Genomic DNA, 20380 nt, shown 5'->3' on the forward strand with positions numbered 1-20380 from the left:
TGGCCTGATCTCTGCACCCTCTGACCTACATTCACCCAGCCATTGGAAGGGGGAACAATGACCCCGACATCCCGCCGGAAAGTGGTCGTCGCCCATTCGGTTCGGCCCGGCGCACCACAGCATGAAGTGCAGACCAACAAGGCCCTCGCGCGATGGCTGGCGCAGATCCTCGGCCTCAAGTTCGGCGGCAGTTACGACGCCGAAAAGCATCGCGGCCGGGATATTTATCTGCTGCCGACCCAGACCCTCGTCGGCGCGATGGCCCGCGAACTGGGGGTGAGCGGCCCGGACGATTTGTGGGGCGGTTTCGTCGAGCACGATTTCATCTGCACCAAAGCCATCAGCCACGGCTTGCGCAGCCATCAGGCTCATGCGCCGCAAGGCTGGTCGCCCTTGTTTTCCGAGCGGGTGCGCACCGTGGTGCTGGACGGACTCAGCGTCTTTGCATTGGAGGATGCGCGACCTGCCGCCGAACATCTGTTGTACAGCGGGCCGATCCGGATCAAGCCGATTCACGCCTGCGCCGGGCGGGGTCAGGAAGTGATCAAGAGCCTGGATGCGTTCGACGAAATCCTCGCCCGACCCGAGGCTAAAGAATTGTTCAGCGATGGCGTGGTGCTGGAGCAGGACTTGAGTCAGGTAGTTACCCACAGCGTCGGCCAGTCGTTCATCGGCGACCGGGTGCTGAGTTACTGCGGTGATCAATACTTGACCGAAGACGCCCACGGCGAAGAGGTGTACGGCGGCTCGAACCTGCTGGTGGTGCAGGGCGGTTACGAGGATCTGCTGGCGCTGGATCTGCCCGACGACGTGCGTCTGGCGATCCAGCAGGCGCAGGTGTTCGACCGGGCGGCGGACGAAGCCTATCCGCGTTTCTACGCCTCGCGGCGCAATTACGACATCGCCCAGGGCCTGGACAGCGAAGGCCGGCCGCGCAGTGGTGTGCTCGAGCAGTCCTGGCGCATGGGCGGCGCCAGCAGCGCGGAAGTGGCGGCGCTGCAAAGTTTCGTCAACGATCCTTCGATGCGCGCGATCCGCGTGTCGTCGGTGGAAACCTATACCGATCAGGCCCTGCCGGCGGATGCCATCGAGGTGTATCGCGGGCCGGCCGAGAACAGCGACTTTCTCCTCAAATACGTAACGGTCAAATCCTATGACGGCTAGAAGCGAAAGCATTCAAATCGACATTGATGATGAAAAGATGAGCGGGACGTTCCTCAGTCCCAAATCGAAAGTCCCCGGCGTGTTGTTCGTGCACGGCTGGGGCGGCAGTCAGGAGCGGGATCTGGAACGGGCCAAAGGCATCGCCGGCCTGGGTTGCGTGTGCCTGACGTTCGACCTGCGCGGGCATACCGGCGGTACCGGCATTCCGCTGAGCCGGGTGACCCGTGAAGACAATCTGCGTGATTTGCTGGCGGCCTACGACCGGTTGCTCGCCCATCCGGCGCTGGACACCTCGGCCATTGCGGTAGTGGGCACCAGCTATGGCGGTTACCTCGCTTCGATTTTGACCTCGCTGCGCCCGGTGCGCTGGCTGGCGCTGCGGGTGCCGGCGCTGTACCGCGACGAGCAATGGCACACGCCCAAGCGCGATCTGGACAAGGCCGACCTGCGCGATTATCGCGGTACGCTGGTGCGCGCCGACAGCAACCGCGCCTTGCACGCCTGCTCGCAATTCACTGGCGACGTGCTGCTGGTGCAGTCGGAAACCGATGACTACGTGCCCCACGCGACCATCATGAGTTACCGCGCCGCGTGCCAGCAGACCCATTCGCTGACCCACCGCATCATCGACGGCGCCGACCATGCCCTGAGTGATCCGACCTCGCAGCAGGCCTACACCTCGATCCTGGTCGACTGGATCACCGAGATGGTGGTGGGCGAGCGGTTGAGCATCATTCAGTCCCGCTGATCAGATTTGGGTTTCTTCTCGATCCGCAACGCCTTGGCCTTGGCTTCCACCACCAGGTACATCAGCACGGTGATCAGCAGCGGCAGCAGGAAATAAATCGCCCGATAGGCCAGCAGCCCCGCCACCAGGCTGCCGCGCGAAGCCTCGTGTTGCAGCAGCGCCACGAACACCGCTTCCAGCACGCCGAGCCCAGCGGGAATGTGGGTGATGACCCCGGCAATCGCGCTGATCAACAGCACCCCGAGCACCAGCGGATAGTCGAGCTTGCTCGGCAGCAAGGTGAAAATCACCGCTGCCATCAGCGACCAGTTCAATGCCCCGAGCAGCAATTGCAGGACCGCCATGCGCAGCGACGGCAGGTTGATTTCCACCCCGCGAATCGACCACTCGCGCCGCCGGGAAAACTGGCAGGCGACCAGATAGCCGACACTGACCAACAGCAGCAACACGCCAATGCCCTGCAACGCACCGCTGCTGATTTTCCAGCCCGGTGGCATCCGCACCAGCCCGCTGGCGAACACCACGCCGGCGATGGTCATGTAGCCGAACCAGTTGGTCGCCAGGCTCAGGCCGAGGATCTTGGCGATGTTGCTTTTGCTCACCCCAAGCCGCGAATACAGGCGATAGCGCATGGCGATCCCGCCGACCCACGCGCTGAGGTTGAGGTTGAACGCATAGCTGATGACGCCCACCGGCAGGATCTGTTTCCAGGTCAGGTCCTGACGAATGTAGGTGCGGCCGATCAGGTCGAAACTGGCGTACACCAGAAAGCTCAGCAGGGTCAGGCTGGAGGCAATGATCAGGGTGCGCACCTTGAAGTCGGCGAGGGTTTGCAGCACTTCGGCCCATTCGATGCGACTGGCGAACATCGTCAGCAAAACGATCAGCGCCAGAAAGAACAACAAGGTCAGCGGACGTTTCCAGCGACTCCAGCGGGACTTGCCCGCCGGTGCCGGATGCACCGCCGCGTGGGCTTCGGATTGGCTCATGACGGATCGCTCCCGGCGGCATGGGTAAAGGGTTTGAGCCGTGGTTTGTGCGCCGGCAGCCAGCCGGCCATGGCCGGAAAATGCCGCAGGAAGTGAAACACCAGAAAGCCCACGGTCATGTGCCAGATTCGCCCGCGTGGCGACTTCGCGGCGTCCATCGCTTTGCAGTGGTTGTGGCTGAGGTCTTCGAGACGTTCGAACAGGTGGCGATTGAAGGCGCGGTCGCGAATCAACACGTTGGCTTCCAGGTTCAGCGACAGGCTCAGCGGATCGAGATTGCTCGAGCCGACGGTGCTCCATTCCTCGTCCACCAGCGCCACCTTGCCGTGCAGCGGCCGCTCGCAATATTCGTGAATCTGCACCCCGGCCTTGAGCAGGTAGTCGTAGGTCATGCGCGCGGCGAGTTTGGCCACCAGCATGTCCGGCTGCCCCTGCAGAATCAGCCGCACCTCGACCCCGCGTCGGGCGGCGTTGCGGATTTCGCGCAGCAGGCGATAGCCGGGAAAGAAGTAGGCGTTGGCGATCACCACCCGCCGTTGGGCGCGGCGCAGTACCTGCAAATAAACGTCTTCGATATCGGTGTGGTGCCGGTCGTTGTCGCGGAACACCAGGCGCACCTGACCGTCGTGATCGTCGAACGCCATCTCGGCACGCCGTTGCCGGCGACGCTGCCACCAGAATCTCGCCCGTCCCGGTCGGCCGCTTTGCAGCAAAGCGAAATGATGGATGTCGGCCACCGCCGGGCCCTGAATCTCCACCGAGTAATCCTGCTTCGCTTCGGGGCCGAAATCGGCCAGGTGATCGCCGGAGAAATTGATCCCGCCGATGAACGCGATCAACCCGTCGACCACCACGATCTTGCGATGCAAACGACGGAACCAGTTGGTGCGAATGCCCAGGCGTTTCGGCGCCGGATCGAAGATTTGCAGATGCACGCCGGCTTCACTCAGCGCGGCGAGATAGCCGGTGCTCAGTTCGCCGCAACCGAAGCCGTCGAGGCTGACGGTGGTGCGCACGCCACGCCGAGCAGCATCGATCAGAATCTCCTGCAATTCCTTGCCGACCTTGTCTTCGAAGACGATGAAGGTCTCCAGCAGGATTTCGCTTTTCGCCGCGCGCATCGCTTCGAACACCCGGGGGAAATATTCCTCGCCGTTTTCCAGCAGCTCGATCCGGTTGTTGCCCTGCCAGCGATACTCGACATCGACGGTACCCGGCTCGCGCACGGGCGGGGTGATGCTGACTGGCTCCACGGCGGATTTCTCCAACGGTGCACTGCTCATAGTTCAATCTCCACCGATAGCGGTGCGTGGTCGGAAAGGTGTGACCAGGGACGGTTCGCCAGTACTTTTGGCTGACTGGCCTTGAGGTTGCGTACATAAATCCGGTCCAGGCGCAGCAGCGGCATGCGCGCCGGAAAGCTGCGCGCCGGTTTGCCGTGATGCGCCGCAAACACTTCACGCAGGCCACAGGGTTCAAGCAAGGCATCGGCGCGCTGGCGCCAGTCGTTGAAATCGCCGGCGACGATCACCGGCGCATCCTCGGGCAGTTCGGCGAGGCGCTCCCGCAGCAGGCGCAACTGGTCGTTGCGATGACTTTCGCGCAGGCCCAGATGGACGCAGATCGCATGCACTTCACGGTCGTCTCCCGGCAGGCGCAGCACGCAATGCAACAGGCCGCGGTTTTCATGGCCGCTGATCGAAACGTCGAGGTTGTCATGGCGCACGATCTGGAATTTCGACAACACCGCATTGCCGTGATCGCCCTCCGGGTATACCGCGTTGCGCCCGTAGGCGAACTGCGGCCAGAGACTGTCGGCGAGAAATTCGTACTGCGGCATCGTCGGCCAGTTTTCGTAGCGTTTGGGATGGTGCTCGTGGGTGCCGTGGACTTCCTGCAGGAACACCACATCGGCGGACACGCTGCGCACCGCTTCGCGCAGTTCCGGCAGGATGAAGCGCCGGTTCAGCGCGGTGAAACCCTTGTGAGTGTTGACCGTCAACACGGTGAAACGGCGCTCAGTGGTGATGACCGTGGACTGCTCGTCGGTGAATCCGAGCGGTTCGGGAATGCTCATGCGAGTACCCCTTCGGCGGCTGGCTCACCGGGCACGGTTTCAAGGTTTTTATCCAGATCGAAGCGCTGCAAAAGGCTGCGGGCATCGAAAGGCGCGCGAACCTTGATGTCGTTGTCGAAGTAGCAGAAAACCTCGCGGGATTTACGGGCCCGAGGTTTCAGGCGCGGCGCGATCAAATGGGCATCGCGCGGTTGCCGGCCATGGTGCCAGGCGTCGATCCGGTCGGCCCAGCGTCGCAGCGCAGCTGGGGTGTAGCCGCTGGCGTAAAGTTCTTCGGCACCGTGCAGGCGCAGGTAGACGAAATCGCTGGTCAGGTCTTCGCGGTACGGCCATTTCCCGGCGGTGTCGGCAATCACCAGCGCGGTGTTGTAGCGCTTGAGCAGGCGCACGAAGTCGGGGTCGATGAAACTGTCGTTGCGGATTTCCACGGCATGGCGCAGCGGTTTTTTGCCGTAGGCCTTCAGGCTCGCGTGGCCGTGCAGGTGTGAGTCGTGTCGGCGGGCGAGGTCAGCGGCGGCCTGGGTGTCGTGGGGCAACTGATCGAGAAAGGCTTCGAAACGTTCGGGGTCGAAAGTGAAGTTGGGCGGAAATTGCCAGAGAACCGGCCCGAGCTTTTCCTTTAGCTCCAGCACCCCGGAGGCGAAGAAGTTGGCCAGGGGTTTCTCGATATCGCGCAGACGACGGATGTGGGTGATGAAGCGGGGCGCCTTGATGCTGAACACGAAGTCATCCGGCGTTTCGGCGTACCACTGGGCGTAGCGTTCGGGCCGTTGCAGGGCGTAGAACGATCCGTTGATTTCGATGCTGTTGACCGCCCGTGAGGCGAACTGCAATTCGCGTTTCTGCGCCAGCCCCTTGGGGTAAAAGTCCCCGCGCCACGGGGCGTAACGCCAGCCTGAAATACCGATGTGAATCGTAGCCATGCCGCCTCCCGTCGAAAGTCCCCATACGGCCTCTGTCTGTGGATGACTGCGGGCGGTCGGGGAAAGTTTCGACGGGATTACGGACGGTCGGGCTGGCTTGATCAGTGCCCGGTGACGATCCGGGCGGAGCCTTCAGAGGGGGCGGCGTACACCGGGCCCAGGCGATCGAGGCGACCGCTCCAGGCGGTCAGGGCCAGCGCCACCAGCACCACCAGACCGCCAATCCACGCGGTGTGAATCAGGCCGATGTGCGCGACGATCAAACCGCCACCCCACGCGCCACCGGCAATACCGAGGTTGAACGCGGCAATGTTCAGGCCCGATGCCACGTCCACGGCGTGCGGTGTGTGATGTTCAGCCTGACGCACTACATACACCTGTAAACCCGGCACGTTGCCGAAGGCGACTGCGCCCCAGACCAGCACGGTGGCCAGCGCCAGCCATGGGTTGCCAGCGGTGACGGTGAGCACGAACAGCACGGCGGCGAGCAGGGCGAAGATGATTTTCAGCGCACTGATCGGCCCGCGCTTGTCCGCCAGTTTGCCGCCCCAGAGGTTGCCGACTGCCACTGACACGCCATACACCAGCAGCACCAGGCTGACGGTGCCGGCGCTGAAGCCGGAGATGTCCTGAAGGATCGGCGCCAGGAACGTGAAGGCGATGAACGAGCCGCCGTAACCGATGGCCGTCATGGCGTACACCAGCAACAGGCGCGGTTGCTTGAGCACCTGCAACTGTTGCAGCAGAGACGCCGGTTTGCTGTGGGCAATATTGTTCGGCACGTAAAGCAGGCTGCCGATGAACGCGATCACGCCCAGTGCTGAAACGGCAAGGAAGGTTTCACGCCAGCCGAAATGCTGACCGATGAACGTGCCCAATGGCACGCCGGTGACCAGCGCCACGGTCAGGCCGGTGAACATGATCGCAATCGCACTGGCGGCTTTTTCCTTGGGCACCAGGCTGGTGGCGATGGTCGAGCCGATGGAGAAGAACACGCCATGGGCCAGACCCGTGACGATCCGCGCCACTACCAGCGATTCATAACCCGGCGCCAGCCAGGCCAGCAGATTGCCGAGGGTGAACAGCACCATCAGCGACAGCAGCAACAGTTTGCGCGGGACTTTGCCGGTGAGGGCGGTCAGCACCGGCGCACCGATGGCTACGCCCAGCGCGTAGAGACTGACCAGCAGACCGGCGGACGGCAGGCTGACGCCGAGATCGGCGCCGATGGTGGGAAGCAGGCCAACGATGACGAACTCGGTCGTCCCGATGGCGAAAGCGCTGAGGGTCAGCGCGAGCAGGGCAATGGGCATGACGGCACTCCGGTGGGGGATTGAATGGAGCGCAGTGTCGGGGTTTGGTGGGGGTGGAAAAATACAGGGGTGGGCATTTGATATTTGCGTGCGACGCAAATATCAGCCCCTTGAGGTGATCGTTCCCACGCTCCGCGTGGGAATGCAGCCAGAGACGCTCCGCGTCTCAAAGAGCGGACGCAGAGCGTCCAGGGAGGCATTCCCACGCAGAGCGTGGGAACGATCAGTGAGGGGGAGTGGGCGTGGGCGTGGGCGTGGGAGCGATCAAAACCGAACTTGCCGGATCAAAACCGATCAGTTCCTTACAGGTTCAACCAAGGGAGCTCTGCGTTTTGACCAGGTTCAGGATCGCGATTCTATTGGGGGCATTGCTGTTGTTTGCTGGCAATGCAGTGCAAGCCGCCAGCCTGCCGGGTGTTCCGGCGGCCAGTGAAGAGCCGGCCAAACCGGAACCGATCGTGCAGGGCGGACTGCTCGGCGCCATCAGTTCCGGCATCGACGACGTGCAGGACAAACTCGATCTCAACGAGCATCTGGTCGACGCCTGGCGCCTGCGCGCCGACCGGGCGGCGGATGAAGTCGACAGGCTGGTCAATCAACCTTCGAACCGCTCGGGCTGGAGCGTGGCGGGGGATTTCCTGATGTTGTCCGGCGTGTGGCTGGGCACGTTTACCGTGTTGACGGTGCTCGGCAGCGTACTGGGCAAGCGACTGCGGGAAGGTCGGTGGTTGCGCACCCGTCAGCGCAGCCAGGATTTGCTCGGTTACCTGTTGCCCTACACGCTGCCCGCACTCATCTGCCTGCCGCTGACCCTGTACGTCAGCCATTTTCTGTCGGCCTCGGTGGGTCGGGCGCTGGCGCTGTGTTTTGCCTACGCCACCAGCAGCGGGATATTTTCCACGTCGATGCTGTTGTGTGTGGTGGTGATGTTCAACGTCGGCCACAAGCGCCGCGCCGTGCAGATCATCCGTGACTACTGCCCGAAACCGCTGTTCCTGATCGGCTTTCTTGCCGCGTTGAGTGACGCCCTGACCAGCCCGCAGATCGCCCGGCAACTGGGCGGCAACATTACCAGCAGCATCGCCGTATTCACTGGCTTGCTGGCGTCGATCATCTTCGGTCTGCTGGTGATTCGCCTGCGTCGGCCGGTGGCGCACCTGATCCGTAATCGCCCGCTGGCCCAGCGCCTTAAACAACCGTCGCTGCAGGAATCGCTGCGGATTTTTTCCGGGCTCTGGTACTGGCCGATCGTGCTGATGGTGCTGGTCTCTGCGGTCAACCTGATCGGCATCGGCGAGGACAACCAGAAAGCCCTGCGCTGCGCGTTGCTCACCACGGTGCTGCTGATCGGCACGGTGTTTCTCAGCACTGTGCTGCAACACCTGTTCAAGTCGCGCAGGGCCGAGGCGATCCAGCGCAGCAGTGCCTATAAGGAACGTTTCCTCAGCCTGTTGCACGCCTTGCTGAGGATCGTCGTTGCGATTGCGTTCATCGATATCCTCGGGCGTATCTGGGGTGTGTCGCTGCTCGATTTTGCCCAGAGCAGCACGGTCGGGCGGGCGATCAGCAATGCCCTGAGCAGCATCGGCCTGATCTTCCTCGTGACGTGGCTGCTGTGGGTGGTGCTCGACACGGCGATCCAGGAAGCACTCAAACCACCGGTCAGCAAACGCTCGGCGCGCCAGCCCAGCACCCGGGTGAAAACCATCCTGCCGCTGCTGCGCAACGCGATCAAAATCATCCTGGTGGTGATCTGCGCGATCACCACCATGGCCAATCTCGGGATCAACGTCGCGCCGCTGCTGGCCGGGGCCGGGGTGGTCGGCCTGGCCATCGGTTTTGGCTCGCAGCAACTGGTGCAGGACGTCATCACCGGGCTGTTCATCATCATCGAAGACACCCTGTCGATTGGCGATTGGGTGGTGCTCGATTCCGGGCACGCCGGCACGGTCGAAGGCCTGACCATTCGCACCCTGCGCCTGCGCGACGGCAAGGGCTTCGTGCACTCGGTGCCGTTCGGCCAGATCAAGGCTGTGACCAACCAATCACGGCAGTTTGCGTTCGCGTTTTTCTCGGTGCAGTTCACCTACGACACCGATGTCGACAAGGCTATCGAGCTGATCCGCGAGGCGGGGGATTCGATCCGCGAAGATCCGTTTCTCAAGTACAACCTGCAAGGGCCGCTGGATGTGTTTGGCGTCGATAAAATGGACCTGAACGGCGTGGTGCTGACGGCGCAATTCCGCACGGTGTCGGGCGGGCAGTATGCGGTGAGCCGCGCGTTCAACCAGCGTCTGAAAAAGCTTGTGGATAACAGCCCCTGGGTGCATTTCGCCCAGACTTATCCACAGCAGGTTTTGTTGCCCAAGCGACAGGACGAAGAGGTGGCGCCGGCGCATTCGTCGGTGGTGTTGCCGGAGCAATCGCCGACTCAATAGAAGTTTTTGTAGTGCATGTGCCGGCCTCTTCGCGGGCTTGGTCCGGGCGGCGATCCGACGAAGAGGCCAGACCGGTTTACATCAATGTCGGATCAGTTTGCTGCGTAGCTGCTCAATGGAAACCTGATCCAGCTCCACCCAGAATTGCGGCTTGCCCGCGACCTCGGCAGCGACCGGCAAACCGTCGCGATACACTAGCCGATTGCTCGCCAGCGCCGGCACTTTCGCCCCCGGCAACAAGGTGCCGGCGAGGTTCAGCGGGTCGACACCGCACACCGCGATCAGGCTGCCGTCATGGGGGCGACGGCGGACTTCGCGCAGCAGCGGAATCGCCTCGGGCAGGGCGAATTGCTCGCCGGCCAGACCGCTGACAAAGCGCCCGCCACGAATCTCGCCCCGCGCTTCCAGCCGATGGAAAGTACGCAGCAGTTCGCGCCAGCTCGGCAACCAATCTGCTTCGCGTTCCAGCAGGCGCCAGAACACCACGCCATAGCGGCGTAACAGGGTCATGGCGATGTGTTCGAGGGTTTCGGGCGACGCCGTTTGTCGGTTTTCCACAACCGGCCCGCGACGCAATAACGCCCAGCGTCCGGCATCGTCCATGCCTCCGACAAACGCCCCGCGCCCGCGTCGACTGCTGCGCTGCTGGCGCTTGCTCGCCGGGGTGATCAGTGCGCGCAATCCGGCAAAGCTGTCGGCATTCACCAGACCGGCACCGACCAGTTCTTGCAAGGCGATTTCCAACTCGGTGCGCAGCAGGTGCGCTTCATGAATCAGTTCATCGAAAAACAGCGCGCCGTGCTGACTCAGTGCGTCGAAAACTTTGCGGGTCTTGGGCGACAGTTCGCTGACCGGCGTCTGCTCGGCCAGTGCACTCCACAAGCCGACCTGACTGCGTGGCAGCAACACGATCGGTGTACTGCGCAACGCCGTGCCGCTGATGTTTTGCCGGGCGCTGAGGCGCGTCCACACCAGTTTGCCGCTGCGGCACAGATCGTCCAGCCAGCTCGGTGAATAGTCCTTGAGCCGCAGGGGAAGGAGGTCGCTGTCCCAGGCTGAAGCAGCGGCCGGGTAGCCCTCGAACTGAGCGACAATCGCCGGCAATACGGCGTTGCCCTGACCACGGGTGGACGGAGCCACATGCTGCCAGTCGAACAGAAACCGCATGAAATCCTGCAACGCTACCGGCTCGATTTCCCGGCGCAGACGCTTGACCGTGTAGCGGTGAATGCGCGCCAGCAGATGGCGTTCGCACCATTCCTCAACGGTCGATCCCGGCGTGAACTGGCCGCGCAGCACATAACCTTCGCGCTCCAGATGAGCGAGGGCTTGATGAACAGCCGCCGGCGTCAAGGCCAGCGGCTCGGCAATCGCCGCCAGCGGTAGCGGGCCGAATGCACCGAGCCGCGCGCGGATCACTTCGATCAGCGCGTCATCGGCCGTCCATGGTTCGTCGAAACCGGGCAGCGCGGGCAGTGCCGACTGCGCCTGTGGATAAAGCGCTTGCAGACAGGTCAGGCGTTCTCTCGCCAGCCAGACCGAATGCTCGGGATCTATTGGCAATCGACAGGCTCGCCCGGTTTCGGCCAGGGCACTCAGCCAGTCGCGCCACTGCGGATTGGCCGCGACTTCGCGGTCGCTGATGCACGCCAGGCTCATCAGCGCTTCGTGCATTTCGTCGGCGCTGTTCGGCGTCGGCCAGGCTTCTTCGCGCACGGCGTTGATCGCGTCGGCGTCCAGCGCGCCGCGGTCATCGGTGGATTGCGGATCGCTCCAGCGGCGGTTGAGCACAGCCTGGGTGCGACGTTCTTCCAGCGGCGCGTCGTCGAGAAAGGTGTAGGGTCGGGCACTGAGGATTTCCGCCGCCAACGGTGAGGGCGCCGGCAGGTCACGGGCGATCAGGCGCACTTCGCCGCGCTCCATGCGCCGCAGGAGTTCGAGCCAGCCTTCGCTGTCCATCGCTTCGTGCAGGCAATCGTCGAGGGTCTGTTCCACCAGCGGATGCTCGGGAATTTCCCGTTCACCGGCGAGGTTTTCCAGGCAGGCGATCTGATCGGGAAACACGCTGGCGATCAGGTCTTCGCTTTTCATCCGCTGCAATTGCGGCGCGACCTTGCGCCCGCCGGTAAAGCGCGGCAGGGCCAGCGCCACCCCGGCATTCCAGCGCCAGCGCACACCGAACAGCGGCGCATCCAGCACCGCTTGAATCAGGATGTGCTCGGCGCTGTTGCTGTGCAGGTAACGCCAGACTTCATCGAGTTCGAAACTGTGGCTGGTGGACAGCGACAGCACGATCGCGTCTTCGCTGGCGGCGGCCTGCAATTCGAAGTTGAAGGTGCGGCAGAAGCGCTTGCGCAGGGCCAGGCCCCAGGCGCGGTTGATCCGACTGCCGAACGGCGAATGAATGATCAGCTGGGTGCCGCCGGACTCGTCGAAAAAGCGCTCCATCAGCAGCGTGTCCCGCGACGGCAAGGCGCCGAGGGCGAGGCGGGCGCGGGCCAGGTAATCCACCAGTTGTTCGGCGCTGGCCAGGTTCAGGCCGAGGATGTCGGTCAGCCAGTCGAGGGCCGGTTGCAGGTTGCCGGGGCTGGCGCTGAGCAATTGATCGAGCTGCGCGTGCAGGCGCGCCACGGCGGCCGACAATTCATCGCTGCGTCCCGGCGCCTCGCCGAGCCAGAACGGAATGGTCGGTGGCTGGCCTTGAGCGTCCTCGACCCGCACCTTGCCGGCCTCCACCCGCAGGATCCGATAAGAAGCGTTGCCGAGCTGGAACACATCGCCGGCGATGCTTTCCACGGCGAAGTCTTCGTTGACGCTGCCGATGTTCAGACTCTGGGGTTCGAGCAAGACGCTGTAGTCGGCGTTGTCGGGGATGGTGCCGCCGCTGGTGACAGCGGCCAGCCGTGCGCCGCGTCGTCCACGCAGGGTTCGGCTGACGGCGTCGCGGTGCAGGTAGGCGCTGCGGATGCCCTGGCGGCCGTTGTAGCCCTCGGCGAGCATGCCCAGCAGCGCCTGATAATGTTGTTCGTCGAGGCGGGCGTAGGGCTCGGCCCGGCGGAACAGCGTGAGCAAATCGTCTTCAGCCCATTCCTGGCAACTGACCTCGGCGATGATCTGCTGCGCCAGCACATCCAGCGGCGCTTCGGGGATGTGCAGCGTATCGAGTTCACCCCGGCGCACGCAGTCGAGCAGGGCGGCGCACTCGATCAAATCGTCGCGGGTGGTGGCGAACAGGCGCCCCTTGGGGGTGCCGCCGACCTGGTGCCCGGAGCGGCCAACTCTTTGCAGAAAACCGGCAATCGAGCGCGGTGAAGCGATCTGGCAGACGAGGTCGACTTCGCCGATGTCGAGCCCCAGTTCCAGCGACGCGGTGGCGATCAGCACTTGCAACTCGCCGCGCTTGAGCCGCTGCTCGGCGTCGAGGCGAAACTCCTTGGCCAGACTGCCGTGGTGCGCGGCCACGGCGTCTTTTCCGAGGCGTTCGCTGAGGTGTCGACTCAGGCGCTCGGCCAGACGTCGGGTGTTGACGAAAATCAGCGTGGTGCGGTGTTCACGGGCCAGTGTGGCGAGGCGGTCGTAGACCAGTTCCCAGACGTCATTGGTCATCACCGCCGACAACGGCACCGGCGGTACTTCGATGCCCAGATCCCGTGGGCGCGCGTGGCCGATGTCGATGATTTCGCAGGGGCGCCCATGGCCGACCAGAAACCGCGCCACCGCATCGATCGGTTTTTGCGTGGCGGACAGGCCGATGCGGGTCAGAGGTTCAGGACACAGCGCCTGCAAGCGTTCGAGGCTCAGGGCCAGGTGACTGCCGCGTTTGCCGGCGGCGATGGCGTGGATCTCGTCGACGATCACCGTGCGTGTGGTGCCGAGCATTTTGCGGCCGGATTCCGAGCCGAGCAGCACGTAGAGCGACTCCGGGGTGGTCACCAGAATGTGCGGTGCGCTCTTGCGCATGGCCGCGCGGTCTTTCTGTGGAGTGTCGCCGGTGCGCACGGCGGTGGTGATTTCCAGCGCCGGCAGGTCCATTTGGCGTAACTGGTCCGTGATCCCGGCCAGCGGGTTCTGCAGATTGATGCGGATGTCGTTGGACAGCGCCTTGAGCGGCGAAACGTAGACCACCAGCGTCTCGTCCGGCAGACCGTCCGGGGTTTCCAGGCCACGGTGGACCAGATCGTCGAGCACGGCGAGGAACGCGGTGAGGGTCTTGCCGGAACCGGTGGGCGCGGCGATCAGCGTTGAACGGCGTTGGCGGATCAACGGCCATGCGCGAGCCTGGGCGGCAGTTACCGTCGGGAAGGTGCTGCTGAACCAGGCGCTGACGGCGGGGTGGAAGCCTGCCAGGGCCGCGTCCGTGGGAAGGGGCAGATTCATGGCTTCAGTTATGCGGGCGGGCGGACGAAGTTGCAAGTACCGCTCGGGATCTACACTTTACGGGTGACGGTTGCGCACTAAACCCGCAAAATGCAACGATTCCGGCAATTATCGACGACGGTGTCACAAGCATCGTCGCCAAAGCCATCGTTCCAATCAGACTGGGCCTGCTGACTCTATGCGAATGCGCCTTATGTTACTGGGCGGCGGAAATGCCCTTGGGCAGGCGCTGATTCGCCTCGGTGCAGAGGAAGACATCGGTTTCCTCGCCCCCCGCCCGCCCGAAGACGGCTGGGATGCCGCGAGCCTGACCCAATTGCTCGACGACACCCGTCCCGATGCATTGATCAACCTTGCCTACTATTTCGACTGGTTCCAGGCCGAGGCCGTCAGCGAAAGCCGTCTGGCCGGGCAGGAACGCGCCATCGAACGCCTGGCCGAACTGTGCCAGCACCACAACATCGTGCTGGTGCAGCCGTCCAGTTATCGGGTGTTCGACGGTTCCCGCGCCACTGCCTACAGCGAAAAGGACGAACCGGTGCCGCTGGGCCTGCGCGGTCAGGCGCTGTGGCGGATCGAGCAGAGCGTACGCGCCACCTGTCCGCAACATGTGCTGCTGCGCTTCGGCTGGCTGCTCGACGACAGCCCGGAAGGAATACTCGGACGCTTCCTGGCCCGTGCCGAACAACCGGAAGAACTGCTGCTGGCCGATGACCGCCGTGGCAACCCAACCCCGGTCGACGATGCGGCACGGGTGATCATTTCGGTGCTCAAGCAACTCGATTGCGCCGCGCCGCTGTGGGGCACTTACCACTACGCCGGCCACGAGGCGACCACGCCGCTGGCGCTGGGCCAGGCGATTCTCTCCGAGGCGCGCAGTCTGCACCCGCTGGCCATCGAAGCGCCGACCGCCCAGGCCCACGCCGCGCGGCCGGATGCCGCTGAAGAACCGCAACACGCGGTGCTCGCCTGCAAGAAAATTCTGCACACCTTCGGGATCAAGCCGCGCGCCTGGCGTGCCGCGCTCCCGGGCTTACTGGATAGGTTTTATCGTCATGGCTGAAGGCCCTGTTCTCATCACCGGCGGCGCCGGTTTCATCGGCTCGCACCTGACTGACGCGCTGCTTGCCAACGGCCATTCGGTGCGGATCCTCGATGATCTGTCGACCGGCAAGCGCAGCAATCTGCCGCTGGATAATCCCAGGGTCGAACTGATCGTCGGCGATGTGTCCGATGCCGCATTGGTTGCACAGGCGATGCAGGGTTGCAGCGCGGTCGCACACCTCGCCGCCGTCGCTTCGGTGCAGGCGTCGGTGGACGATCCGGTGAAAACCCACCAGAGCAATTTCATCGGCACGCTGAACGTCTGTGAAGCCATGCGCGAGGCCGGCGTCAAACGCGTGCTGTACGCCTCAAGCGCGGCCGTCTACGGCAACAATGGCGAAGGCGAGTCGATTGACGAAGACACGCCCAAGGCGCCGTTGACGCCTTATGCGTCGGACAAACTGGCCGGCGAGCAGTACTTCGATTTCTACCGCCGCCAGCACGGTCTGGAACCGGCGATCTTCCGCTTCTTCAACATCTTCGGCCCGCGTCAGGATCCGTCCTCGCCGTACTCCGGGGTGATCAGCATCTTCAGCGAGCGCGCGCAGAAAGGCCTGCCGATCACCGTGTTCGGCGATGGCGAGCAGACCCGGGATTTCATGTACGTCGAAGACCTGGTCGATGTGCTGGTGCAGGCGATCGAGAAGCCGCAAGTGGACGTCGGTGCGGTGAACGTCGGCTGGAATCAGGCGACCAATCTGAAGCAGATGCTGGCCGCGCTCGAAGCGGTGGTCGGCGAGTTGCCGCCCGTCAGCTACGGCCCGGCACGCTCCGGTGACATCCGTCATTCACGGGCGAACAACCGCCGGTTGCTTGAGCGATTCAAGTGCCCGACGCCAACGCCGATGAACGTCGGCCTGGCTCGTTTGCTCGGCCGCTGAGCTTCCCGCAGACATGAAAAAGGCGCCTTTTGACAGGCGCCTTTTTCACGGCCGGAAATCGGGTTTCAAACCGGTTTCCTGTAGCGAGGGAGCTTGCTCCCCGGTCGATGGCTTAACATCGCCGTCAGTTCTGAGCTGCCCGCCACCAAGCCTCATTCACCACCACGTGAACGTTCTTTAGAACTTGTAGCCTAGACCAACCATGTAGATGAAGGGATCAACGTCCACATTCACCCGTGCACGGGTGCCCGGGGCTACGGCGTTGTTCTCGACGGTGGCGCGGGTGTCGATGTCGATGTAGCGCACCTGGGCGTTGAGCATGATGTTGTCGGTCAGCATGTAGTCGGCGCCGACCTGCCAGGCCAGGCCCCAGGAGTTTTTCGCCTTGAAGTTGCTGAAGCCGTTGGACTGGGCTTCGCTGCCGACGTGCTCGTCGTAGATCCAGGTGTAGTTGATGCCGCCGCCGATGTACGGCTGGAACGGCGACTTCGCGTCCAGCGGGTAGTAGACGACGCTCAGGGTCGGCGGCAGGTGTTTGAGGGTGCCGAGTTTGCCGTTGGCGGCTGGCAGGGCGGTGCCCTTGATCTTCACGTCATGCTCGAACGGCGAGGCGGCCAACAGCTCGATACCGATGTTGTTGGTCAGCATGTAGGCGAAGTTCAGACCCAGTTGGGTGTCGCTGCTCATGGTCGCCTTGCCGCCCAGGTTGGCGCCGCTCAGCGGACCCTGATCGACCTTGACGCTGGAGCTGTCGGCCTTCGGGTTGACGGTGATCGCACCGGCGCGAACGATGATGTCGCCGGCTTCGTGGGCGTGGGCGAGCGGGGCTGCGAGCGCTAGGGCAAACAGCGAGGCGCTGAGCAAGGACTTGTTCATGGAAGCTCCCAAAGGACGTTAAAAATGTTTGATGTCCTATGGTACGAATCCGTCTGATACGGTCTTTTGACTCAGCTCAATGAAACAGTGATGCCCCGGTTTTTTGTGGAACTTTCATGGCCTCATCGCTGGCAAGCCAGCTCCCACAGTGATCGAGTCGTTCACAAATTTTGCGATCACCAACAACACCTGTGGGAGCTGGCTTGCCAGCGATAGGGCCCTACCAAACAATAAAGAACCAGCAGATTTACTCCGGCAGCTCGTACACATAAATCTTGTCCGCTTCCATCTGATACCCGGCATCGGCCAGTTCGCTGGTGGACTGCTTGACCTGCAACGGCCCCTCGACCCAGTAAGGCTGATACAGCTCGTCGAGCTTCACGCCGAGTTCGCTTTTCACGTGCACGATCTGGTTCGAGGGTGGCGGCGGCACGTGGATGCAGGCGCCGAAATACGGCACCAGCAGGAAGTCAGTGGTGCGACCTTCCTCGCTGACTTCCAGCGGCACGATGTAGCCCGGCAGGCGGATGTTCTGGCCGTCGAGACTTTGCACCACGGGGGCGTTGGGCATGTCCTGCTTGGCCGCTGGCGCGGACTCGGCAGACAGCGCATCGCTCATCTTCGACAGGTCATGCAGCGGCGTCATGTTCGGCACTTCGGGTGCTGCGTCCGGCGGGATCATCTCCGACCAGGTCAGGTCTTTAGGCGCCGCCGCCCACACGGGCAGGGCGACCAGCAACAGCAGCGCAAGGACAGCGCGGGGCATGGTGAACATCCTCATAAACGGATCGACAGGCCATCGGCCAGGGATTGGCGATACGCGCGCCAGGCCGGCACGCTGCCCATCAGCAGCGCGGCAGCCAGAATGCCACCGAGCAGCGTCCATTCATACTCGCTTGGCCAGGCCAGCGGCAGATACAGCCCGTAATTGGCCTGCACATAACCTTGTGCCGCAGCGATGCCGAGATACAGCAACGCCAGCCCGGCGATCACCCCGGTCAGTGCCAGAGCAAACGCCTCCAGCACCAGCAGGCTTGCGATGTGCCACGGTCGCGCGCCCACCGAACGCAGGATCGCCATTTCGCGGCGGCGTTCGTTGAGGCTGGTGAGAATCGCCGTGAGCATGCCGATCAACCCGGTCAGCACCACGAACAGCGAGACCACGAACAACGCTTTTTCGGCGGTACTCATCAGGCTCCACAACTCCTGCAAGGCCACGCCCGGCAGGATCGCCAGCATCGGCTCGCCCCGGAACTCGTTGATCTCCCGTTGCAGGGCGAAGGTCGAGATCTTGCTGTTGAGGCCGAGCATGAACGCGGTGATCGCTTGCGGCGTCAGGTCCATGTTGCGCGCCTGATCGGCACTGATCCGCCCGTTGCCACGGGCCGGTACGCCGTTGTGCCAGTCGATGTGGATCGCCTCCATGCCGCCGAGGCTGATGTGCAGCGTGCGGTCCACCGGGGTGCCGGTGCGCTTGAGAATGCCGACCACGGTGAACGGCTTGTCGTCGTGTTTGACCAGACTGATCGCCGCCACACCGTGGGCCAGCACCAGTTTGTCGCCAAGCTTGTAATGCAGCGCCTCGGCCACTTCGGCACCGAGCACCACTTCGAACGGATCGGTGGCGAAGGCGCGACCGTCAGCCAGTTGCAGATGCTGCTGGCGACCGTACTGGTAATGCTCGAAATAGGCTTCGGTGGTGCCCATCACCCGGTAACCGCGATGGGAATCGCCGAGGGACATCGGGATCGCCCACTTCACCTTCGGGTTGCTGGCGAAGTGTTCGAAGCTGTCCCAGCGGATGTTGTTGGTGGCGTTGCCGATGCGAAACACCGAATACAGCAACAGGTTCACCGAACCGGAACGGGCGCCGACGATCAGGTCGGTGCCGCTGATGGTGCTGGCGAAACTGGCCTTGGCTTCGGTGCGCACCCGCTCCACCGCCAGCAGCAGGCAGACGGAAAGCGCGATGGCGAAAGCGGTGAGCAGGGCGGTGAAACGCCGGTTGGCGAGGCTGGCCATGGCCAGACGGAACAGATACATCTCAGACCTCGGCAGACGTGGCGGCGCGATTGAGTTCGGCCAGGGACAGGTGACGGTCGAACAGCGGCGCCAGGCTCTGGTCGTGGCTGACGAACAACAGGCTCGAGCCGGCCTCACGGCACTCGGCGAACAGCAGGCGAATGAAGTTTTCCCGAGCGTCGTAATCCAGTGCCGAGGTCGGTTCGTCGGCGATCACCAGTTCTGGCTGACCGATCAACGCACGGGCAGCGGCGACCCGCTGTTGCTGACCGATCGACAGCGAGTCGGCGCGGCGACTCAGGATGCTTTCGTCCTTCAAGCCCAAGTGGGCGAGCAGGGTGGCGGCGGCCTGATCGACGCTGCCGTGGCGCTGTTTCGCACGCTCGGCCCGCAGCTTCGAAAAGTGGCACGGCAGCTCGACGTTCTCGCGTACCGAGAGAAACGGCAGCAGGTTGAACTGCTGGAAAATGTAGCCGGTGTGATCGACCCGAAAGCGATCACGGGCGCCGGCACCCAGGTCGGTCAGTTCCTGGCCGAGCAGGCGAATGCTGCCGCGACCGGGTTTCTGCACCCCGCCCAGCAGGCCGAGCAGGGTGGTCTTGCCGCTGCCGCTGGGGCCCTTGAGGAACAGGGTTTCGCCGGCTTCCAGACGAAACGCCGGGATGTCCAGCAGTGGCGGGTGACCGGGCCAGTTGAAGCCCAGGTCGGACAGTTCGATGAGTGCTTGGGTCATGGCGCCGTTTCGTGTCAGAACTTCAGGGCGGCGGCCTTGGCCGTCACTTCCGTGCCTTGCTGGCCGCTCGGGCCGATCAGTTGCACCTGAATTTTCTGGGTGGCCGGGAAGGTAGTGAACAGGTTCGCCAGATCCAGGGTTTTCAACGCACCCGGCGCCGCGCAGCTGAACTGGTAGTGGGCGTGGATTTCGCTGTGGTCGTGATGATGCTCATGACCATCCTTGCCGGCTTCTTCTTCGTCGTGGTCGTCGGCATCCGGCTTGTCGCCGAACAGCGGGCTTTCCAGTTCCTGGCTGGTGACTTTGCAACCGGCGGCGGCCGGCAGACTGAACAACGCCTGCGGTTTTTCCAGTTGCGCGCGGGCGGCTGCGACCTTGGCCTTGTCGGCATCACTGGTGGCGACGTGTTCGAAACCCACGAGGTTCATCGCCGGGCTTTCCAGTTCCAGCTCCAGGGTCTGGCCGTCCAGCGCGGCGTTCAGGCGACCGACGCCATGTTCGTGAGCACCGAGGCTGCCGTGCTCATGGTCGTGATCATGCTCATCGGCCGCATGGGCGATGGCCAGCGGCAACAGGGCAAACGGCAAAGCGAGGAGCAGACGACGCATAGCGGTCTCCGGGAAGTAAAGTGAAGAGTTTGTTATGTAATCTTATAACGAAAGTGCGCAGAGTTTGCCCGCCTGACACGCTTTGCGCAAGGTATGGCTGCGCACCGCCCGGAACTCGGTCCGGACG

At 63.4% G+C, this 20380-nt stretch carries 16 protein-coding genes; 5 read left to right on the plus strand and 11 right to left on the minus strand.

Features of this window, described 5'->3' with window-relative positions:
• Positions 1 to 57 precede the first annotated feature (57 nt).
• Entirely contained in the window at positions 58 to 1164 is a 1107-nt protein-coding gene (locus tag CAF77_RS17150; protein WP_064382235.1) for a DUF3182 family protein, read from the plus strand.
• Complete coding sequence (locus CAF77_RS17155) at positions 1154 to 1912, plus strand: S9 family peptidase (RefSeq protein ID WP_064382234.1); 759 nt, start codon at positions 1154 to 1156, stop codon at positions 1910 to 1912. The genes CAF77_RS17150 and CAF77_RS17155 overlap by 11 nt, the downstream gene beginning before the upstream one ends.
• Here the strand turns inward: CAF77_RS17155 and CAF77_RS17160 are convergent.
• The 5 genes from CAF77_RS17160 to CAF77_RS17180 all read right to left on the minus strand — a co-directional run bounded on the left by CAF77_RS17160 (position 1900) and on the right by CAF77_RS17180 (position 7214).
• Positions 1900 to 2901 (minus strand): lysylphosphatidylglycerol synthase domain-containing protein, encoded by a 1002-nt coding sequence (locus CAF77_RS17160; protein WP_064382233.1) that lies wholly within the window; start codon positions 2899 to 2901, stop codon positions 1900 to 1902. The two genes, CAF77_RS17155 and CAF77_RS17160, sit on opposite strands and share 13 nt — an antisense overlap.
• Positions 2898 to 4184, minus strand: a complete 1287-nt coding sequence (gene clsB, locus CAF77_RS17165) for a cardiolipin synthase ClsB (protein WP_064382232.1) — start codon at positions 4182 to 4184, stop codon at positions 2898 to 2900. The genes CAF77_RS17160 and clsB overlap by 4 nt, the downstream gene beginning before the upstream one ends.
• On the minus strand, positions 4181 to 4978 hold the full coding sequence (locus CAF77_RS17170; RefSeq protein ID WP_064382231.1) for an endonuclease/exonuclease/phosphatase family protein: 798 nt from the start codon (positions 4976 to 4978) through the stop codon (positions 4181 to 4183). The genes clsB and CAF77_RS17170 overlap by 4 nt, the downstream gene beginning before the upstream one ends.
• Positions 4975 to 5901: a DUF72 domain-containing protein gene (locus tag CAF77_RS17175; protein ID WP_064382230.1), complete on the minus strand. Its 927-nt coding sequence runs from the start codon at positions 5899 to 5901 to the stop codon at positions 4975 to 4977. The genes CAF77_RS17170 and CAF77_RS17175 overlap by 4 nt, the downstream gene beginning before the upstream one ends.
• Positions 5902 to 6002: 101 nt before the next feature.
• Positions 6003 to 7214 (minus strand): MFS transporter, encoded by a 1212-nt coding sequence (locus tag CAF77_RS17180; RefSeq protein ID WP_064382229.1) that lies wholly within the window; start codon positions 7212 to 7214, stop codon positions 6003 to 6005.
• Between the two features lie 332 nt (positions 7215 to 7546).
• On the opposite strand from CAF77_RS17180, the gene CAF77_RS17185 reads away from it, so the two are divergent.
• Positions 7547 to 9652 (plus strand): mechanosensitive ion channel family protein, encoded by a 2106-nt coding sequence (locus tag CAF77_RS17185; RefSeq protein WP_064382228.1) that lies wholly within the window; start codon positions 7547 to 7549, stop codon positions 9650 to 9652.
• An 81-nt stretch (positions 9653 to 9733) separates the two neighbouring features.
• On the opposite strand, the gene CAF77_RS17190 is transcribed toward CAF77_RS17185, so the two are convergent.
• Positions 9734 to 14029 (minus strand): DEAD/DEAH box helicase, encoded by a 4296-nt coding sequence (locus tag CAF77_RS17190; RefSeq protein WP_064382227.1) that lies wholly within the window; start codon positions 14027 to 14029, stop codon positions 9734 to 9736.
• A 178-nt stretch (positions 14030 to 14207) separates the two neighbouring features.
• On the opposite strand from CAF77_RS17190, the gene CAF77_RS17195 reads away from it, so the two are divergent.
• Both CAF77_RS17195 and CAF77_RS17200 read left to right on the plus strand, forming a co-directional pair.
• Positions 14208 to 15092, plus strand: coding sequence for a sugar nucleotide-binding protein (locus tag CAF77_RS17195; protein ID WP_011336149.1), 885 nt, complete (start codon positions 14208 to 14210; stop codon positions 15090 to 15092).
• Positions 15085 to 16014 (plus strand): NAD-dependent epimerase/dehydratase family protein, encoded by a 930-nt coding sequence (locus CAF77_RS17200; protein ID WP_064382226.1) that lies wholly within the window; start codon positions 15085 to 15087, stop codon positions 16012 to 16014. The genes CAF77_RS17195 and CAF77_RS17200 overlap by 8 nt, the downstream gene beginning before the upstream one ends.
• A 177-nt stretch (positions 16015 to 16191) precedes the next feature.
• Here the strand turns inward: CAF77_RS17200 and CAF77_RS17205 are convergent, their stop codons facing one another.
• From CAF77_RS17205 to CAF77_RS17225, 5 genes are all read right to left on the minus strand, one after another.
• Entirely contained in the window at positions 16192 to 16890 is a 699-nt protein-coding gene (locus tag CAF77_RS17205; protein WP_064382225.1) for an OmpW family protein, read from the minus strand.
• Positions 16891 to 17137: 247 nt separating this feature from the next.
• Entirely contained in the window at positions 17138 to 17656 is a 519-nt protein-coding gene (locus tag CAF77_RS17210) for a DUF3299 domain-containing protein (RefSeq protein ID WP_064384123.1), read from the minus strand.
• A gap of 11 nt (positions 17657 to 17667) precedes the next feature.
• On the minus strand, positions 17668 to 18933 hold the full coding sequence (locus CAF77_RS17215; RefSeq protein WP_064382224.1) for an ABC transporter permease: 1266 nt from the start codon (positions 18931 to 18933) through the stop codon (positions 17668 to 17670).
• 1 nt (position 18934) lies between these two features.
• On the minus strand, positions 18935 to 19645 hold the full coding sequence (locus CAF77_RS17220; RefSeq protein WP_011336144.1) for an ABC transporter ATP-binding protein: 711 nt from the start codon (positions 19643 to 19645) through the stop codon (positions 18935 to 18937).
• Positions 19646 to 19659: 14 nt separating this feature from the next.
• Positions 19660 to 20253, minus strand: a complete 594-nt coding sequence (locus CAF77_RS17225; protein WP_064382223.1) for a DUF2796 domain-containing protein — start codon at positions 20251 to 20253, stop codon at positions 19660 to 19662.
• Positions 20254 to 20380: the final 127 nt, after the last annotated feature.

Origin of the sequence: Pseudomonas sp. R15(2017), from assembly GCF_002112685.1 — a bacterium.
In the GTDB taxonomy this organism is placed as follows: domain Bacteria; phylum Pseudomonadota; class Gammaproteobacteria; order Pseudomonadales; family Pseudomonadaceae; genus Aquipseudomonas; species Aquipseudomonas glycinae.

What these genes read in the sequence shown, in the direction of transcription:
- CAF77_RS17200 (WP_064382226.1), top strand. Translation starts at nt 15,085, where the DNA reads ATGGCTGAAGGCCCTGTTCTCATCACCGGCGGCGCCGGTTTCATCGGC.
- CAF77_RS17215 (WP_064382224.1), bottom strand. Translation starts at nt 18,933, where the DNA reads ATGTATCTGTTCCGTCTGGCCATGGCCAGCCTCGCCAACCGGCGTTTC.
- CAF77_RS17220 (WP_011336144.1), bottom strand. Translation starts at nt 19,645, where the DNA reads ATGACCCAAGCACTCATCGAACTGTCCGACCTGGGCTTCAACTGGCCC.
- CAF77_RS17190 (WP_064382227.1), bottom strand. Translation starts at nt 14,029, where the DNA reads ATGAATCTGCCCCTTCCCACGGACGCGGCCCTGGCAGGCTTCCACCCC.
- CAF77_RS17205 (WP_064382225.1), bottom strand. Translation starts at nt 16,890, where the DNA reads ATGAACAAGTCCTTGCTCAGCGCCTCGCTGTTTGCCCTAGCGCTCGCA.
- CAF77_RS17210 (WP_064384123.1), bottom strand. Translation starts at nt 17,656, where the DNA reads ATGCCCCGCGCTGTCCTTGCGCTGCTGTTGCTGGTCGCCCTGCCCGTG.
- CAF77_RS17170 (WP_064382231.1), bottom strand. Translation starts at nt 4,978, where the DNA reads ATGAGCATTCCCGAACCGCTCGGATTCACCGACGAGCAGTCCACGGTC.
- CAF77_RS17150 (WP_064382235.1), top strand. Translation starts at nt 58, where the DNA reads ATGACCCCGACATCCCGCCGGAAAGTGGTCGTCGCCCATTCGGTTCGG.
- CAF77_RS17175 (WP_064382230.1), bottom strand. Translation starts at nt 5,901, where the DNA reads ATGGCTACGATTCACATCGGTATTTCAGGCTGGCGTTACGCCCCGTGG.
- CAF77_RS17155 (WP_064382234.1), top strand. Translation starts at nt 1,154, where the DNA reads ATGACGGCTAGAAGCGAAAGCATTCAAATCGACATTGATGATGAAAAG.
- CAF77_RS17180 (WP_064382229.1), bottom strand. Translation starts at nt 7,214, where the DNA reads ATGCCCATTGCCCTGCTCGCGCTGACCCTCAGCGCTTTCGCCATCGGG.
- CAF77_RS17225 (WP_064382223.1), bottom strand. Translation starts at nt 20,253, where the DNA reads ATGCGTCGTCTGCTCCTCGCTTTGCCGTTTGCCCTGTTGCCGCTGGCC.
- clsB (WP_064382232.1), bottom strand. Translation starts at nt 4,184, where the DNA reads ATGAGCAGTGCACCGTTGGAGAAATCCGCCGTGGAGCCAGTCAGCATC.
- CAF77_RS17160 (WP_064382233.1), bottom strand. Translation starts at nt 2,901, where the DNA reads ATGAGCCAATCCGAAGCCCACGCGGCGGTGCATCCGGCACCGGCGGGC.
- CAF77_RS17195 (WP_011336149.1), top strand. Translation starts at nt 14,208, where the DNA reads ATGCGAATGCGCCTTATGTTACTGGGCGGCGGAAATGCCCTTGGGCAG.